Raw genomic sequence first — 18568 nt, forward strand, 5'->3', positions numbered from 1 at the left:
ATCGATAACATTATTTAGTTCTGAAGGTACAAAGAAGATTGTACTTGACAAAGCGAGCAGGAATGTAATAGTATATGCAAGCGGTACAGAAGAAAGAAAAGGAAATGTTAAAAACTCTTCAAGGAGAGAAGAAGCTTGTTGAAGAGATACAAATTTCCGGTGGAAATGACGAGATGGACACACCCGTTCCCATACCGAACACGGAAGTTAAGCATCTCAGTGCTGATAATACTTGGCTGGTGACGGCCCGGGAAAGTAAGTCTCTGCCGGAATTATATCAGAGTTTTGAGCCTAAAGCTTGAAACTCTGTTTTATTTTGTTAAAAAACTTGTAATAAAATATACTTTCGGACGATTATATCGTTTATTTAGCTGATAGTAATTGACTTTCAGGAAAGAGTCTTAAAAATTCCTACCATAGAATTTGCTGTCGAATTTAAAAGAATAGTATTGACAAATGTCACAATAGGGAGTATATTAATCTTAACGTTAAGATTTAAGCGGGTGATTAAATGGTTTCAATCAAAGATGTAGCTAAAATGGCGGGAGTTTCCCCTACTACAGTTTCTGCTGTGGTTAATAATCATGACTGTGTTAAGCTATCCACACGGGAAAAAATACTAAAAGTAATTAATGAGCTTGGATATATTCCGAATATTTCGGCGAGAGAGCTTGTTACAAATAAAAAACAGAACATAGGTCTTATAACAACGGGTTATGACAATTTTCAAAAGAATGGTTGCAACAACGATAAGGATATTTTTTACATAGAATACATAAATGGAATTGCGGAAGCGATAAAAACTACAGGCTATGGCCTACTTATTGAAAACTTTGTATATGAAGAGGGAAGTAAAGAAATTCCAAAGATTATAGAGCAAAAACGTGTGGACGGAGCAATGATTGTCGGCTCACTTTATAAAAAGGAATTTATTGAATTACTTAAAAAAGAAATAAATGTGCTTGTTACTGTGGGCACGTTCAGTGAATTTACCGACTATGTAATAAATGATTATACTGAGTCTATATTAATGGCAGTTAGATATTTTGTTAAGAACGGACATAGAAAAATTGCATATGTCAGCGGTGACTCTAAAACATATGCTTGTCCGCTTAAGCTTTTAGGATATAAGGAAGGCCTGAAGGAAGCCGGGATTAAATTTGATAATGAACTTTTGTTTGAATCTAAATTTATGTCCTCGCACGGATATGATGTTGCAAAAAAAATTTGTGAGCTGCCAAAAGAAAAATTTCCGACAGCAGTAATTTTCGGTGCTGATATTCTTGCAGCAGGAGCATGCCGGTATTTTTACGAAAATAAAATATACATACCAGAGGATATATCTATTTTAGGATATGAAAATCTTTCTATATCATCGTATATAAACCCACCGTTGACAAGCATTGACTGGAATAAGAATTTGATGTCAAAAGAAGCGTGCAGTTTAATTCTCAGACGCCTCAAAAATCCAAATAAAAAGTATGACGGCATTGTTTTGCCGTGTAATATCGTTGAGAGAAAATCAGTCAAAAATCTAAACTAAATAGTCAAAAAAATAAAGAGGTATTTTTTTGACTAAAATCGTAACGTTAAGATTATAGCTTCAACGATATTGCAAGTGGTGAAATCAAAATAAAATATTAATTTTAGGAGGAGAAAAATGGGTAAAAAAGTGATTTCTATTGTATTAGGACTGATAATGTTGTTAAGTGTTATTACAGGATGTTCCTCAGACACAGCACCGTCAGTCTCCACGGAGTCTACTGCTTCTGAATCTTCCGCAGGTAATGCAGGTGGAGCCCTTAAACCAGCTGAACTTACTATGTGGACCTTCCTCGATCTGACATCAAAAAATGCACGTGCGATTGTACTCGGTAATCTTATTAAAAACTTTGAAGCAGCAAATCCTGGTATTAAAATTAAGGTTGAAACACAGGAATGGTCAACAATGTCAGCTAAAATTATAGCAGGTCATGCGGCAGGCAACAGCCCTGATATTTTTATGATTAATATGGCTAATCTTGGTGAGGCCATTGCTGCAGGATGTATGGAGCCTCTTGAAAACTTGTTTCTCAATAACTGGACAGAGGAGCAGCTTGCAGATATCGATAGTGAATTATTCAAAGCAGGCTATGACGGGAAGTATCATTATGAAATTCCGCTATTTTCGGGTACCTTTGGCATTATGTACAGGACAGACCTTTTTGAAAAGTTCGGTATAAAGGTTGAAGACATTAAAACATGGGAGAATCTTGCAGAAGCAGCTAAGAAGCTTACTTATGTTAATGAAGATAAGCTTCAGGTTTATGGCTACGGCGTAGGTTACAGCACGGATGTAACTGATCCTCATGGTGTTCTGCCGACAGCCCTGTTTAGTCAGGAAGGAAGTATATTCACAAAAGATGGGAAACCAAATAACTGGGCAGGTGAAGCAGGAAAAGCAGCGCTTCAGTTCCAGATTGACCTTATTGATAAATACAAGGTAATGCCTTCAAGTAGCGTTGCTCTTACATCTGAGGAAGTATACAACATGTTTGAGGCAGGTCAGTTTGCAATGATTTCCGGAGGTTCCATACGTATGCCTACAGTTAAGAGTCTTACTTCTTTTGATCCTAATTACGTTGGTTTCATGGCTTATCCAGAGTGGAATAAGGGTCAGGGAAGCTCTATTGCAAATGCATACGCATGGAACACAGCGGTATGGTCTGGAAGTAAAAATAAAGAAGCCGCAGGTAAATTTCTTGAATATCTGGTATCTCCTGAGGCTGATAAGATGTGGGTAAAAGAAGCTAACCAGATTCCGGTATTATCATCTACCTTTAATTCTGAAGCAGATTTTATTAATACACCAGCTAACAACTGGATGACGAAAACTAAGGATATCTACTCTAATTCAGCGCTCGTATTCTCAGGAGCATACGGTATAACCGGTTTTGCGCTTGATTTGCAGAATGCAATGATTTATGCATATTCTGATGGTATGAGTGTGGAAGATGCTTTGAAAAAGGCAGAGAAAGATTTTACCGATAGAAATGTCGACAGATAAAATTTTTAAACTGCACAGGAAGTCTTTTTACAGACTTCCTGTGCAAATAAATCTAATAAGTGCTATCTCAGAGTTTTATTGAGATGAGGGAGGAGCTTGGATAATGGTAAAGGCAATGAAGAATAAAGGCAGCTCGGTAAATTGTCTGCTTGAGAGGAAAGGTAAAAGGTTACTCCCGTATTTACTGATGTCTCCTACGCTTATATTTGTAGTATTTTTTTTGATCGTACCTCTTGGCTTTGCATTTTATTGCAGTCTTTACCGCGCAGATTATATGCAGTTTTCGAAATTTTTGGGGCTGGGAAATTATATTGATGTATTGGCTGATACAGAGATTTTAAAATCTATTGGAAGGACATTTTATGTTTCCGGTATAAGTCTTGTTGTTTCATTAATTGCAGGTGTTGCATTAGCACTTTGCATAAATGCCTTAAGTAAAAAATTGGCATATGTTGTGCAGATTATAGTTCTGATACCATGGGTTACCTCTATGATTGTTGCAGCAATGCTTTGGAAATGGATTTTTCAGGATGAAACAGGACTATTGAACTATGCTATTTCAAAAATTGGTCTAAGTAAAATTGGATTTTTAACGGATAAAGATATAGCCATTTACACTCTTATATTTGTTCTGACATGGCGTGTTATCGGATATGTTATGGTGCAGGTGCTAGCCGGTCTAAAATCCATTCCGCAGGAATATGAGGAAGCGTCAAAAATTGATGGGGCAAATAAGTGGAAAACCTTCTGGTTTGTCAGGTTTCCCCTTCTTAAAACACCTATTACTATTTCAGCGATTATTGTCGGATTATCAAATATAAACAACCTTAATGTTCCGCTTACTTTATTAGCAGGTGGTCCGGGAACATCGACAATGATGGTTGCTATAGATATATACCGGATGAGTTTTACAAGCTATCACTTTGGAGAATCAAGTGCACTTTCAATAGTGCTTTGCTTAATTAATTTCCTGCTGGCAGTAATTTATATTAAGGCGGTGAAGTATGAAATCTAAAATTATTTCAAGGTATGCTTTAATATTTTTAGGAGTGCTTATTCTTATCATAGTTCTTTTAGTAAATCTTGTGCCTTTTTTCTGGGGTGCGGTAACTTCTCTAAAGACTGCACGTGAATTAATGATATTTCCGCCTAAATTTATTGGATTTACCGCAAGCATTGAGCATTATATTACGGTACTTAATGGTTCATTCTCAGTAGCTGCTTTTAACAGTATTATTTATAGTTTAATTGCAGTAGTTGCCGGTGTTATTTCTGCGATGCTGTCAGGCTATGCACTGACACGCTTTAGATTTAAGGCCAAAAAGCTTTTGTTTTATATAATAATTTGTGGAATACCCCTTTCCATGGGCAGCGCTGCAATGGTAGTTCCGAACTACATGTTATTTTCCTTTTTAGGAATGAACAATAACTTCCTCACACTTCCGCTTATTTATATCGCATACAATATTCCAATGGCTGTTTGGATAATGGTAGGCGGAATGCAGGGTGTGCCTTATGAAATCGAGGAAGCGGCTCAGATTGATGGCGCTTCAAAATGGTATATTATTTTCTCCCTGGTACCAAGCATATGCAAGCCTACGCTGGCGTGTGCAGCTCTTATGATTTTTATAGGAGCATGGAACGAATATACCGTATCGTCTGTACTTGTAAATTCGCAAGAATTATATCCGATACAGGTATCAATTTATAATTATATTGGGTATTTTGGCAGGGAATGGGGACCGCTGACAGCGGCCGCAACACTTGCAGTTATTCCTGTTCTTATTGTATTTTCTTTCCTTGGTAAAATGCTTATTTCTGGTTTGACTGCAGGTGCGGTTAAAGGATAACGATTTTAAAGATATAAAAATATATAATAATTCTAAGGGGATAAAAATGTATAATAAAAAATATGATTTAATTGTTGTCGGAAGTGGTGCCGGTGGTTTCCCGGCAGCTATTGCAGCGGCAAGGAGAGGCCTTGAGGTTTTGCTTGTTGAAAGAAATGCACAAATTGGCGGCTTGCTTGTGTCAGGGCTTCCTATTTTAGCCTTTCTTGACCGCTCAGGGAATCCCGTTGTTAAGGGCATAGGTCAGGAAATTATTGACAGGCTTCAGGCGTTGAATGGAACCAAGGGACATATTCCCTCTCCGTTGCTGAATTCAGTGACACATGTAAGCGCTCCATGGATGAGTATTATTCTGTTTGAAATGTGCGAGCAGGAAGAGAACCTTGATGTGCTTCTCTATGCAGAGCTTAAGGAAGTTAAGGTAGACAATGGCAAGATGAGAGGTATCAGTGTATTTTGCCGCGGAGAAGAAATGGTCTTTGAAGCCAATTTAGTCATTGACGCTACCGGAGATGCGTGTGTGGCATATAAAGCCGGGGCAAAATATGAGAAAGGGGATGCTGACGGCAAGGGGCTTCAGCCGCCGACAATCACATTTGAGCTTGGTAACGTTGATTACGAGAAATTATTTGATTATCTCAGTGAGCATCCTGAAGGTTATAAGCTGCCTGAAACTTTCCCGGGAATTGAACAGACGTTAGATTATTTTAGAAGCAATATTTGCTTTACAATGATGGGCTTTAGCGACATTGTAAATGAGGCAAGGAAAACCGGAGAGCTTACTATCCCGCGTAACATGATTGACATATGCCGGCAGGTTAATGGAAATACGTTTGTTAATGTTACGCGATCTATAGACACGGATGTCACTGATTTTGAAAGTATTATAAAGGCAGAGTTTGTTTGCCATAAACAAGTAAAAGAGCTTGTGCCGTTTATGCAGAAGTATATTCCCGGCTTTGAAAATGCACAGCTTGTTTCAATGATACCATTTATAGGAGTAAGAGAGAGCAGACGTATAGTTGGTAAAAAGCAGCTTACACTGGATAATATAAAAAATCTTGAACTGCCTGAGGATACAGTTGCAATAGCAGGCTATAACGTAGATATACATAGTCCTGACAGCGCTGATATGACAATGCTGACTGTTAAGCATGGTGTGGGTATTCCATACGGATGCCTCGTACCGGAATATGTTGAGGGGCTTCTGATGAGTGGAAGAACAATTTCCGTCGATCAGAGCGCTTTTGCTATGACACGTGTAATGAGCACATGCTTGGCAGTGGGTCAGGCAGCAGGAATTGCTATGGCAATTGCACATAAGCATGGTGTTTTGCCGTCAGATATTGATGTAAGTGAACTTCGTGCAGAATTGAAAAAGGACAATGCACTTATTGCACTTGATTAGATGGATAGCGTAAAGGAGGGAAATGATATGTTAATTCCTGATACAATGAAAGCGCTGGTTGCATATAGTACTAATGATTACAGATATGAAGAAAGCTTCCCTGTACCGGAATGCGGTGCAGATGATATATTGATTAAAACAGAAGGCTGCGGGGTTTGCGCAGGAGATATTAAGTGTGAGCATGGTGCGGCTATGTTTTGGGGAGATGACACCCAGTCCTCTTGGGTAGAGCCTCCTTTTATTCCCGGGCATGAGTTTTTTGGTGTAATCGCATATGTGGGAGAAAATGTTAGAGGGTATGAAACCGGTGAACGAATAACGGTTGAACAGATAGCTCCTTGCGGAGAATGCAGGTTCTGCAGGGAGGGACATTATTGGATGTGCCAGCCTCACAAGATTTTTGGCTTCTTTAAGGACTACTGTGGAGGGATGGCAGAATATGTCCGTATTCCTGCTAAACATTCCGTTATACATAAGGTTCCTGCTTCCATGCCTTTTGAAGATGCTTTGCTGATCGAGCCTTATGGCTGCTCTAAGCACTGCGTAGACCGTGCAGGGATTAGTAATGAGGATATAGTTGTTCTGTCCGGTGCGGGGACTTTGGGCTTGGGTATGGCTACCTATGCAAAAATGCTTAACCCCAAGAAGCTGATTGTTCTTGACATGATTGAGGAACGTCTGGAAAAGGCAAAGGAATTTGGTGCGGATATAGTTTGGAATCCATCAAAGGTTGATGTGGTGGAGGAAATTATGAAGCTGACCGAGGGATATGGCTGTGATATTTATATTGAAGCAACCGGGCATCCCTCATCAGTTATACAGGGTATGCAAATGATCCGTAAGCTGGGGAGATTTGTAGAATTCTCTGTGTTCAGTGCTCCGACAACCTTAGACTGGTCTATAATTGGTGACCGCAAGGAATTGGATGTGTTAGGGGCGCACCTGTCTCCGCATAGTTTCCCCTTTGTTATTGAAAATATTGTGAATGGTAATTTAAAGACCAATGGTATAGTCAGCAGGTTATTTGAACTTAAGGATTGGGAGACTGCTTTTGAATACGCTGCAGGCAAGCATGGTGATTTTAAGGTGGCATTTAAGTTCAAGTGAAAAGACCCTGCATAAAGTAATGAAAGCTTCATGTATCAGGCTGAATTGGAGGCTATATGAAATATTTAATTGGCACAGATATTGGAACTTCAGGTACTAAGTCTATAATCATGGATATAGACGGCAACCTGATTGCACAGGATTTACAGGAGTATGATGTATTGACTTCAAAGCCCTTGTGGGCAGAACAGTGGCCCGGAGTGTGGCTGGAGGCTGCTAAGAGTTCTATAAAAAATGCTGTGGGGAAAGCAAAGGCAGCCAGAGAGGATATTAAGGGCATCTGCATCAGCGGATTATATGGCGGCTCCGGTATTCCACTGGATGAAAATATGGAACCTGTACGCCCTTGTCTGATTTGGATGGACCGCAGGGCTGACAAGCAGGAGCAATGGGTAAGGAAACATATTAATCAGGAAAAATTGGCTCATATAACCCATAACGGTACTGACCCTTATTACGGCTACACAAAAATTCTGTGGGTGAGGGACAATGAACCTGAAAACTGGGCAAAAACCAAGCTGTTTTTACCGCCGAATGCATATGTGATATATAAGCTTACTCATGAAATAGCAATTGATTATTCTTCAGCAGGTAATATCGGCGGAATTTTTGATATGAATACTCGTAACTGGTCGTATGAATTGATGGACGAAATGGGCATACCGCGCAGCATGATGCCTGAGAGAATTGTTACCAGTGATTCTATTGTTGGCGGTCTGACTTCAGATATTTCAGAGGAGCTTGGGCTGGCAGAAGGTACACCTGTTTGTGCAGGTGGTGTGGACTGTGGTGTTGCAACCTTTGGTCTGGGTGTGTTTGAACCTGGGGATTATGCAGCTGCCATCGGCACTTCCATGTGCGCGGCTTTAATTCATGAAAAACCAATTAAGGCACAGGACTTGATTTCATGGCCCTATGTAATCAACTCTGAAAAGCTGACCTACTCCTTCGGCGGAGGTGCTACCGCAGGTGCTGTAGTGAAATGGTTCCGTGATAACTTTGCCCAGCTGGAAAAGCAGGCAGAAGAAAATAGTGGAGATAATGCTTATTATGCATTGGACATACAGGCAGAAAAAATTTCTGCAGGCAGTGACAGTCTGGTAGTGCTCCCTTATTTTATGGGAGAACGCAGCCCTGTTTGGGACACTAATGCACGTGGTACTATTTTTGGCCTATCTTTGTCACACACTAAGGCTCATGTCTATCGGGCTTTTTTAGAAGCAGTTGCCTATTCTCTTCGTCATTCCATGGAAGCTACCGGCGAAGACTTAGGCGAGTACATTCTCTTGGCAGGAGGTATTACTAAGTCCAGGCTATGGAAGCAGATTTTTGCGGATGTCACAGGATATGCCGTAGTTTGTCCTATTCATGATGTAGAGGCTAATTTGGGAGATGTTATGTTAGCGGGGCTGGGCACCGGACTTCTGACCTTAGAGGACATTAAGAAATGGCAGGTGCTAGACGAGAGAATTATACCAAATCCAGAGGCTCATACTAAATATAATGAATATTATAGAATGTATCGTAGGCTTTATATGGACTTAAAAGAAGATATGAAGGAACTTTCAGCTATATGAGATAAACTTTATAAATCAGAAGCAGCCTCCATTGATGTGCACCTCAAAATGTCAGAAATAATTTGTCCGACATTTGAGGTAACTTTAAAATGGGAGGCTGTTTTTGGTGTTTTGATAAAAATTAAAACCAAAGATAGTATTAATTGGCTTTTAAAGATATAATATAAAGGCCGCCAATAACTTTAAACTCAATTGATAATTAAAGGGAAAAGGATTTAAAGTATCAAATCGGTAAGAAATATTAAAGCGGGGAGGAATATGATTATGCCAGCTGCAAACCATCCGGCCTATAGGGAAGAGCTAGAAAGGTGCAGATATACTTTGGACTATGTAGAGAAAAGTCTTGACCGTTCGGTTGAGAAAAGAAAGAAAGTTGGAACAGAGCTGGAAAATGTTCAAAGACATATGTCCGGGGATAATAGTGCAGATTACACAAGTATCATGGTAAATACTCTGATACATGATACTCTGGCGCTAAAAATTAGAAACCTGCATACAGCGAGAAACAAGCCATACTTCGCCAGAATTGATTTCCTTGAAAATGGCACTGATAAAGCCGAAAAGCTGTATATTGGGAAGATGTCACTTGCCAGAGATGAGGATCAGGAAATAATAATTGTTGACTGGAGAGCGCCTATTGCAAATCTGTATTATGAAGGAAGGTTAGGCCCAGCTGATTATATATGCCCGGATGGGAATATTGAGGGACAGCTTATTTTAAAGAGGCAGTTTTCAATTAATAACGGGAATTTAGAAGAAATATTTGATATAGATATAACAACAAATGATGAATTTCTGCAAACATACCTTGGCGCTAATGCTGAAAACAGACTCAAGGAAATAGTATCTACCATTCAGGAGGAACAGAATAAAATTGTAAGAGCTCCCATGTGGAAGCCTCTTATAGTTCAAGGAGTTGCAGGCAGCGGTAAAACCACAATTGCACTTCATAGAATAGCATACCTTATTTATACCTTTGAAAAGAGCTTTGAGCCTGAAAATTTTATGATAATTGCTCCAAATAGGCTTTTCCTTAATTATATATCTGAGGTATTGCCTGAGCTGGGAGTTGAAAGGGTTAAGCAAACTACGTTTGAAGATTTTGCGGCAGAATTGATTGGCAAGAAATTTAAGCTTACGGACGCTAATGATAAGCTCAATATGTTTGTTAACTATAATACTACCGGTGAGCAGGTTTCAAATAATAAGCTTGTGAGACAGGCATCAGTTATGAAGACCTCAATGTATTTCAAGGATATTATAGATGACTACATTAATAGAATAGAGCATTCCTTTATCCCGAAACAGGATATAATGCTGGGCACAAAGGTGATATTTTCATACGAGGAGTTGAATCAACTGTTTTTGACACAGTACGGAATGTGGCCGATTGCTCAAAGAATGAACGAAATAAAAAAAAGCATTACAACCAGATTGAAGACAAGTAAACAAGAATTTATAGCACAAATAGAATTTGAATGTGATAGGAAAATTGCTAAAATCAGAGCAGCATCAGGAGATGAAAAGGAAAAGCAGGGCTTTGTAATTAAAGCATTTGAAAAGCGTGACAGGGTACTGGGGAAAATTGAGAATATATCTAAAACACTGGTTAAGGAATATGTTGATAGCCTCCCTAAGTTAAGTCCATATCAATATTATAAGGATTTAATGGAAAACAAGAGCATGTTTGACAATATAGCAGGAAGGTTTGTCAATCAGAAAATATGTGAGTTCACAAGGCAGTATACCTTGAATATACTGAATAGCAAAATGCTTGAGCTTGAAGATTTAGCACCTATAATATATTTAAAGTATAAGATTTACGGGATGGATGAAAAAATTCCTGTCAGGCATATTGTAATTGATGAGGCGCAGGATTTCAGTGCATTTCAATTCTATGTTCTCAAGAAGATTGTTAAGGATAGTTCTTTTACGGTGCTGGGAGATTTGTGTCAGGGAATACATTCTTATAGAGGGGTTCGAAGCTGGGAAGAAATAGTGGATAATGTTTTTGAGGGAAAAAAGTGCGAGTTCCTGACTCTTGAGCAAAGCTACAGAACTACAGTAGAAATAATGGAAGCTGCAAATAGGGTACTTGATAAATTAGACAATAACAGTTTATTAAAGGGCAAGCCTGTTATAAGACATGGAGAGCCTGTTGAAATTATTTTGAAATCGGAGCTTGAGGATATTGCCGGGGACATATCCAAAAAAATAATAGCGTTAAAAGCAAAAGGACATAAGACAATCGCAGTGATTTGCAAGACCTTTGAGGAGTGTGAGCTGTTTCTTCCATTGCTGAGGAAAGCTGATAAGAACATAAGTATAATTACGGGGAAGGAAAAGGAATATAAAAGCGGGATTGTAATTGTACCTTCCTATTTATCAAAAGGACTGGAATTTGATGTGGTTCTTATATCGAATGCCAATAGTGAGAATTATACTGACAATGAATTGGATATTAAGCTGCTGTATGTGGCAATGACAAGGCCATTGCACAGGCTTTATATTTACTATCTCGGAGAGAAGTCCTTATTATTGTAAGACTAAAACCGGCTTTAAACCCCGGACTGAGTTTAAAGCCAGCTTAAAAGCCTGATTTGTATAAAAAATGAGGCGTAACCAATATGGCAACGCCTCATTTTTTTAGTTTATTCTCCATCTGTGCTTTTACTGTTTCTGGCAGCTATTTTTGCTGCTCTTGCCTCTTTCTTACTCATTTTTGGCGCTTTTTTGGCAGTACCCTTATCTCCCATTTTTTATCTCCTTTTACACTTGATAAAGTGAACCCTTTGCATTTTTCAAGCCGACTTTACTGATAGTATTACCATATATTTGTTTATAAATACCAATTAAATGGGAAAAAATAAGCTTGAAAAGCTTTAAGGCAGCAAGCATAGGCTGTATTTTCAACATTTGTAAGTCTAATTAATTTGCAGTATTATATATAAAATTATAAAAATTTGTGGTATATTAATTATTGTTGACATAATGGTCGAATTTAACTATATTTTAAAATTAAAGTACAACGCAATAGTATAAAAGGTGGGAGGTAAGCATGGCTAAGTACAGTAAAAAGTTTTTCACATTGACAGCAGTTTTTTTAATTACATCTATGGTGACTGTATTGTTTTTTTCAGGGGTAAATGTTAAGGCATATGTATTTGGTTCAAAGTATTATTATTTATACCTCGAAAGGGATAATCTTAAAGAGCTTAAAAATACATATAAGGAATACTATAAAGAAAAAAATTTATCTGAAAACAGCTATGAATGTTCGGCAAAAGCGAAATTAGACGGAGATTTAATGAAATATGACGAAGAAATGAAAACTGCAGCGGACTATCTTTGCAAGCTTAATTTTAATATTAAGTATAACTCAAATAACAAGGATTTAAAAAATAGGTATTATACCCTTTATCTTGGTGCTGATTATAATAACAAGGAGTTTGTAGATATAGACATTAAATCGGCTGATGATAAGTTAATTATTGCATTACCAAGCCTGACTGAAAAAACTGTCGGAATGGATTATCCTGAGACAACCGCCATGACTGCTGATTTTATCAATGCGTTTCTTGATGATGACAAGGCTTTTGAAAAGATATTTGGGTTAAGTCGTGCAGACTATGACTGCATGGTAGAGAGATACTTAAAGAACGCTGTTTTTGACCAAATTCCGGAGAACAAGGTAGTGTTCAGCGATGACAGCAATTATGAAAATATAAAGTGTAATTCTATTACTTTTAATATTGATAAAGAGGTTATAGCGAACATATATAAGGCATTAGCAAAGGAGCTTGAAAATGACAAGGATATCAGAACCCTTTGCTATTCTGTCTCAAGGTCATTTATGGAATTTGTAAAGCTTGAAGAGCAGGAAATTGATTATGAAGAGCCTTCTATTGAAGAGATTGATGAAGAAATTAAGAATATGTGTGAGAACTTAAAGGAGAAAGCTGAAAATATAGAGGATATACAGCTTGCGTACACGGCATATTTTAAAAATAGCGGTGATATTATTTCCAGACAGCTAAACGAAAAAGAAAACGGTACAAGTGTTATTCTTTCAAGGTATAAAGATTTATTAGGAAATGATATATTTAGTTTCAATGTAAAGGATAATCAGGACAGTGTTTTTGAGATAAAAAACACTATGAGATTACAAAGCGGTATTTATAATGGACAGTGCAATCTTGACCTGTCAGGAAGAAACCTATTTAAGGCGGCTTATACATATGAAAAGGATGCAAAAGTGGGAGGCTTGGATGCTTTTGTTGGGGATATCGAAGGTAAAATCAGCATGGAGGCTTTAGAGGATATGGAATACAGTTCTGCTGACGACAGTCCTCTAAGTGATATTTATTTCAATTTCAGCAATAAGAGAACGGACAACGATATACTGCAAGGCAAAGCAGCATTTACTTCTCAAATAGACGGAAAGAGAATGGGTATTTCAATTTTTACGCAGGTAAAGCAATCTAATACTGCCGGCATAGACAAGCCGGATATGTCCTTTGACAAGGTTACTACGCTTGATGACGAAGAAGGTATGGAGGCATTTACTGATGATATAAGTGAAAGCTTTCAGGAAAAAATTATAGGCTTGATTTTATCCGATAGCTTGGAATAAAAAAAGGTATAAAACTCCTTACTAAGTAAATTACGGTTGAAAAGCCTTCACGATGATGCAGATATTGTCGTGAAGGCTTTTATTTCTCAAGTCGGCTGTTCTAAGCGAGGAAGACATATTATCAATGCTTAGTTGAGTTTTTTGTCCAGTATAGCTGAAACTTTAATTTGATCCAAGGTAAATCCGTAGATACGATGTCTGTGGCTTAGCTTGTATTGCTGGCTCTCCATAATTGATTTTAAGCCTGCATGTTTTTTATCTAAATCCATCAATCTTGCTACTTCAGGTACAACGGTGTAAGATAAGTTTCCCAGATAATTTATGTCGATATAAGTTTCTGAGGTCCCTTCTAAATAGCGATTGACATTGTAATTGGCGATAATACGCTCAGTATTAGTCAGGCTCAGAATACAAACACCGATTATTACAGTGATGCCAATCCATTTCATAACATCAATTTTGATTGCGTAGCACTTTACTATTATCCACAGCAGGCATAAACCGATTATTGCCATGAACCATAATGTTAGGGTTCGTTTAGTACTCAGGCCATAGACATTTACGTACAACAGCATTCTTTTTACGGCTGATATGAGCAAAACACCGTCGCAAAGGCATAAACAGACTGTTGCCAGCTTAATCCACAGGGAAAGCCTGCCGTCTTTTTTCTTTGTCATGATTAATACAAATAATGCAATCGCAAAAATAATACCCGAGGCAGTCGAAAGCTCAAAAAATCCTCTTCTGGCATATTCGGCATAGGTCATATCGGAAGCCGTTATGTTTACAGTTCCGCCAAACAGGTATACAAACTGGAAGGCAACGAAGGTTATAATAAATATATTTATAATTGTCAGAAAGGTGCCGACAATAATTGCTTCGATGTTATCACCTATTTTTGCAGGAGAGGCTTGCTTTTCCTCATTGTACTTTAAGCCTGTAAGCATAGCCGCGAGTAATATTCCAAATATAGTTCCCAGTACGATATCCCAGAAAATTATTTTAAAATCCAGACCTAAAAAGTCTGTTATATTTTCCATTGCAACAGCAAACACCGCATCCGCACTCATAAAAAGAACCATTAAGATGGCAGCTATAGGAATTGATAGCATCAGACCGATTAAAATATAGATAGTGTTCTTGTAATTCTTGGACTTGGTATTCTTTAATAGCTTAAAGGAATTAAAGGGCACTATAAAGTTTGAAAAAGGTCTGGCAAATAAATTCTCTATAGCTTTTATGAACATATCAAGGGTAAATATGCCATTAACACGTATATCTGAAAGAGAAATAATCTGAATGCAGAAAAGACCTATTATTGTTAACCAAGTAATGAACTGTGTAGAGGGGTTATAGTGTATAAAGAAGCTCATTGCCAGAAGGATAATAGGAACGGCTGTATAGACACCGGTCTTGCTTAATGCTTTTTCTTTTTCCTTGAAGGAGTAGAATAATATACCTTCAAAAGCTATAGTCATAATTGGAACAGATATGCCTGCCGCCCCGAAAAAAATGGTTTCTGTAAATAAAATACAAAATATAATACTTAAGATGGTAATTGCCAAGCCCTTTACAGATATAACCCTGTTTTTGAAGGCAATATACTCAGGTGTTTTTTTCTTAGGAACATAAGGACTGTAATATGACGGTCTGGCAGACCCTTGATTGAAGTAGGGGTTTGCATTGAGTTGGGAGCTTCCCTGAGAGTTAGGTTTTACCGGTGCAGCTTGGTTTGCCGGTTGGTTATAAATCAGCTGCTGTAAATTTTCTGCTTTCGCTGCATTGTTTATTTGATATGATTGATTTGATTGCCGGACTAAGGGTTCTTTTTGATTCTGATTTTGCTTTTCCATAGAGTAGACTCTCCTTTTGGTATGCATGAAATATTGAGTATGCATACAAGTTTAATTTTATGACTAATTGGATTACTGCTTTAAGCAGCTGTATTATTTATATATAAATTTATAAAATCAATTATATTAAGCATTCTCGCTTGCGGGCACATATTCCAGAATGTCTCCCGGCTGGCAGTCCAGTGCCTTGCAGATTTCTTCAAGTGTAGAAAATCTGACAGCCTTTGCCTTATTTGTTTTTAGTATTGAGAGGTTGGCGGTTGTAATCCCTATTTTTTCAGCTAATTCGGTCGAACTCATTTTTCTTTTTGCCAGCATTACATCTACATTTACTACGATAGGCATAAGGTATCTCCTTTTCTAAATGGTCAGATCGTTTTCCTGTTTGTAATTAACGGCCTGATAAAACAGCTCGGCAATTATGAAGATACAGGCTGCAAGAAATAAGAACGTTAATCCCACAAGTATAATGAAAGCAGACGGAATGAAAATAATTGCTATAAGGTAAATGAAGGCAATAGGCAGACACCAGTATGAAATATATTTAATTCTGTTTGCAGTATCCAGGGAAAAGGGGTTCTTAATGTTGATGTTATGAAGTACTTTCTTTGCATGATGCAATATGATAAAACCGCATATACCCGAAATAAATAACAGGATTATCATGGAATAATAAATACGTCCTTCAACATAGCTGTTTTTATAAAGCAAATAAAAATTTAAAGTCCAAGGCAAAGAAAGGACAAAAACAGTACCCAGTATTTGAAAAACAGTACATGAAACCTCCATTATGCGGCTTAAATTCTTTAAACCAAGAACTTGAACATTCATAGCAGTTACCTCATTTTTAATATAATAAGTATGTATTCAATACTTGAAATATACTACCAAAATTATTGTTTGTCAATAAAAAAATATTAAATAAAAATAAAAATTATCTGAAAAACAATGTTTTTTTGTAGAAATCAGGCGAAAAAAATCCTTTTCAATTTGCTGAAAAGGACTACTTATAAAAACAAAAAGCTTATTAGCTTATAATTAAAAATTATAAAAATAACGACCGGATGTATAATTCTATTAATCCGGCCGTTACTTTTCTTTCAGGATGAAAGATTGATTTGACAAACTGTTACCTCTTACTTTCCACTAACTTACACTTGCTTCAGAACCTAATATTCTGGTGGAGTCATCTCCTTTCGGTAAGCTTGTATTTAATCAACTTTTTTAGGTTGTAATATATATATACCTCACAGCTTATTGTTTAAACAAAAATTTTTGGATTTTTTATTAAAAATTTTTGCGATAGTTTTAGGCGATAGTGATAGACTTTTATTCATTATGAAAAAATTGAATATGAAGCGATAAATTTATATTTATTTTTGGTATAATACTTTAGTATAAAGATGAAAGGGAATATCTGATGGATGAGAATATCGGAAAACATAATGGGAAATGCAAGTTAAGGAAAGAATGCAGCGGGTATTGCTGTACTAAGATTCAGGGATTTTCTGTAAAGATCGGTAAAACAGAAATCCTCAGGGAGGTAAATCTGCATTTACACTGCGGTGAACTGACGGCTGTAATAGGCCCTAATGGTGCCGGTAAAAGTACACTGCTTAAAGCAATATTGGGAGAAATACGACATGAAGGAACCATAGCCTTTGCAGGGGCAACCGGAAATATTACCGGCATGCCTATGATAGGCTATGTGCCTCAGCAGCTGGAGTTTGATACTGCAGCACCTGTCAGTGTAAAAAATTTATTTGTAGCTTGTATGAGCAGAAAGCCTGCATGGTACAAGTCATCAAAGCAGCTGGATGAAAAAATTCTGAAATGTCTGGGTCGTGTTCAGGCAGAAGGTCTTATTAATAAAAGATTGGGTTCATTATCCGGCGGAGAGCTCCAGCGGGTTTTGCTGGCACTGGCTCTTGAGCCTATGCCGCAGCTGCTGCTTTTGGACGAGCCTGTTTCAGGTGTTGATAGAAAGGGCTTGGAGGTTTTTTACGAAATTGTTTCAAAGGTAAGAGAGCTATATGATCTCTCAATTATTCTTGTTTCACATGATCTGGATTTAGTCAAAAAGCATGCGGACAGGGTGGTTTTAATAGATGGGACAGTTATTTTAAACGGTACCCCTGAGACGGTATTCAGTGATAAAAGACTGCATGAGACCTTTGGATTAACAGGTTTCTTTGATAGTGAGAAAGCAGAGAACAGGGGGAAAGCTGATGAGCCAGATTTATAACATATTAGATATTATTCTGCCTTTTGATTGGTTAAGCTATGACTTTATGAAAAATGCTTTTTTAGCGGTATTATTGATAACTCCGGTTTTTGCAATATTGGGCACAATTATTGTTAACAATCGAATGGCATTCTTTTCAGATGCATTGGGACACGGTGCTTTTACAGGGATTGCAATAGGTACTGCAATAGGCATAATACAGCCCATGTGGTCGGCTATATTATTTTCGATAGCATTTTCAGTGCTTATAACTATTGCCAAGAATAAGACAAAGACGTCAACCGACACTGTAATAGGAGTATTTTCGTCAGCTGCTATTGCTCTGGGATTAGTAATAATAAATGCTTCGAAGTACAGTTCTTTATTTGTGGGTGATTTGTTAAGCATCAGCTCACAGGAGATTGGAGTTCTTCTTGTACTGGCTTTGGCTGTGATTGTATTATGGATACTATTCTATAACAGAGTACTTATGGTCAGCCTTAATCAATCCCTGGCCAGAAGCCGCGGAGTGAATACCCTTGCCGTTGAGCTGATTCTGACATCATTAATTGCTGTAGTTGTAACTGTATGCATTCAGTGGGTGGGGCTTCTGATAATAAATTCTCTGCTTGTTTTGCCGGCCGCTGCAGCCAGAAATGTATCTACAAATGCAAGGCAATATAACGGAATTGCTTTGATTGTTTCTGTGGTATCAGGGATATCAGGATTGATTCTGTCATATTATTTTGATATGGCAACCGGTGCTACGATTGTAATTGTTTCGGCAGTTATTTATTTTATCACATTAGCACTAAGGAAGAGATTTGTTTAAATATAAAAGACGCCGGCTGATGCCGGCGTCGGTAGTTT

14 protein-coding genes and 1 rRNA gene are annotated in these 18568 nt (G+C 37.7%); 12 read left to right on the forward strand and 3 right to left on the reverse strand.

From position 1 onward, the window contains the following. Positions 1-155 precede the first annotated feature (155 nt). The 10 genes from rrf (at position 156) to LY28_RS11260 (ending at position 13621) form a co-directional block, all read left to right on the forward strand. Positions 156-272 (forward strand): 5S ribosomal RNA (gene rrf / locus LY28_RS11215). Between the two features lie 239 nt (positions 273-511). After that, positions 512-1543, forward strand: coding sequence for a LacI family DNA-binding transcriptional regulator (locus tag LY28_RS11220; RefSeq protein WP_110462290.1), 1032 nt, complete (start codon positions 512-514; stop codon positions 1541-1543). 117 nt (positions 1544-1660) lie between these two features. Then, positions 1661-3046, forward strand: a complete 1386-nt coding sequence (locus LY28_RS11225) for an ABC transporter substrate-binding protein (RefSeq protein WP_110462291.1) — start codon at positions 1661-1663, stop codon at positions 3044-3046. Positions 3047-3149: 103 nt separating this feature from the next. After that, positions 3150-4061 carry a carbohydrate ABC transporter permease gene (locus LY28_RS11230; RefSeq protein WP_110462292.1) on the forward strand — a complete coding sequence of 304 codons (912 nt, stop codon included), beginning with the start codon at positions 3150-3152 and terminating at the stop codon, positions 4059-4061. After that, positions 4051-4896, forward strand: a complete 846-nt coding sequence (locus LY28_RS11235; protein ID WP_110462293.1) for a carbohydrate ABC transporter permease — start codon at positions 4051-4053, stop codon at positions 4894-4896. Before LY28_RS11230 ends, LY28_RS11235 begins: the two co-directional genes overlap by 11 nt. A 46-nt stretch (positions 4897-4942) precedes the next feature. Then, entirely contained in the window at positions 4943-6304 is a 1362-nt protein-coding gene (locus LY28_RS11240; RefSeq protein ID WP_110462294.1) for an FAD-dependent oxidoreductase, read from the forward strand. Positions 6305-6331: 27 nt separating this feature from the next. Further along, the gene (locus LY28_RS11245; RefSeq protein WP_110462295.1) at positions 6332-7411 is read left to right on the forward strand and encodes an alcohol dehydrogenase catalytic domain-containing protein; all 1080 of its coding nucleotides are present in this window, start codon (positions 6332-6334) and stop codon (positions 7409-7411) included. A 56-nt stretch (positions 7412-7467) separates the two neighbouring features. Beyond that, entirely contained in the window at positions 7468-8988 is a 1521-nt protein-coding gene (locus tag LY28_RS11250) for an FGGY-family carbohydrate kinase (protein WP_110462296.1), read from the forward strand. A gap of 264 nt (positions 8989-9252) precedes the next feature. Beyond that, positions 9253-11532, forward strand: a complete 2280-nt coding sequence (helD, locus tag LY28_RS11255; protein WP_110462297.1) for an RNA polymerase recycling motor HelD — start codon at positions 9253-9255, stop codon at positions 11530-11532. A gap of 514 nt (positions 11533-12046) precedes the next feature. Beyond that, positions 12047-13621 (forward strand): hypothetical protein, encoded by a 1575-nt coding sequence (locus tag LY28_RS11260; protein ID WP_110462298.1) that lies wholly within the window; start codon positions 12047-12049, stop codon positions 13619-13621. Positions 13622-13749: 128 nt separating this feature from the next. On the opposite strand, the gene LY28_RS11265 is transcribed toward LY28_RS11260, so the two are convergent. The 3 genes from LY28_RS11265 to LY28_RS11275 all read right to left on the reverse strand — a co-directional run bounded on the left by LY28_RS11265 (position 13750) and on the right by LY28_RS11275 (position 16305). Next, positions 13750-15474: a DUF4153 domain-containing protein gene (locus LY28_RS11265; RefSeq protein WP_110462299.1), complete on the reverse strand. Its 1725-nt coding sequence runs from the start codon at positions 15472-15474 to the stop codon at positions 13750-13752. Between the two features lie 126 nt (positions 15475-15600). Beyond that, positions 15601-15819, reverse strand: a complete 219-nt coding sequence (locus tag LY28_RS11270) for a helix-turn-helix domain-containing protein (protein WP_110462300.1) — start codon at positions 15817-15819, stop codon at positions 15601-15603. Positions 15820-15834: 15 nt separating this feature from the next. Beyond that, positions 15835-16305, reverse strand: coding sequence for a DUF2975 domain-containing protein (locus LY28_RS11275; RefSeq protein WP_110462301.1), 471 nt, complete (start codon positions 16303-16305; stop codon positions 15835-15837). Positions 16306-16894: 589 nt separating this feature from the next. On the opposite strand from LY28_RS11275, the gene LY28_RS11280 reads away from it, so the two are divergent. Both LY28_RS11280 and LY28_RS11285 read left to right on the forward strand, forming a co-directional pair. Further along, positions 16895-17719, forward strand: a complete 825-nt coding sequence (locus LY28_RS11280) for a metal ABC transporter ATP-binding protein (protein ID WP_110462302.1) — start codon at positions 16895-16897, stop codon at positions 17717-17719. Beyond that, positions 17703-18530, forward strand: a complete 828-nt coding sequence (locus LY28_RS11285) for a metal ABC transporter permease (RefSeq protein WP_110462303.1) — start codon at positions 17703-17705, stop codon at positions 18528-18530. The genes LY28_RS11280 and LY28_RS11285 overlap by 17 nt, the downstream gene beginning before the upstream one ends. Positions 18531-18568: the final 38 nt, after the last annotated feature.

Origin of the sequence: Ruminiclostridium sufflavum DSM 19573, from assembly GCF_003208175.1 — a bacterium.
In the GTDB taxonomy this organism is placed as follows: Bacteria; Bacillota; Clostridia; order Acetivibrionales; family DSM-1351; genus Ruminiclostridium; species Ruminiclostridium sufflavum.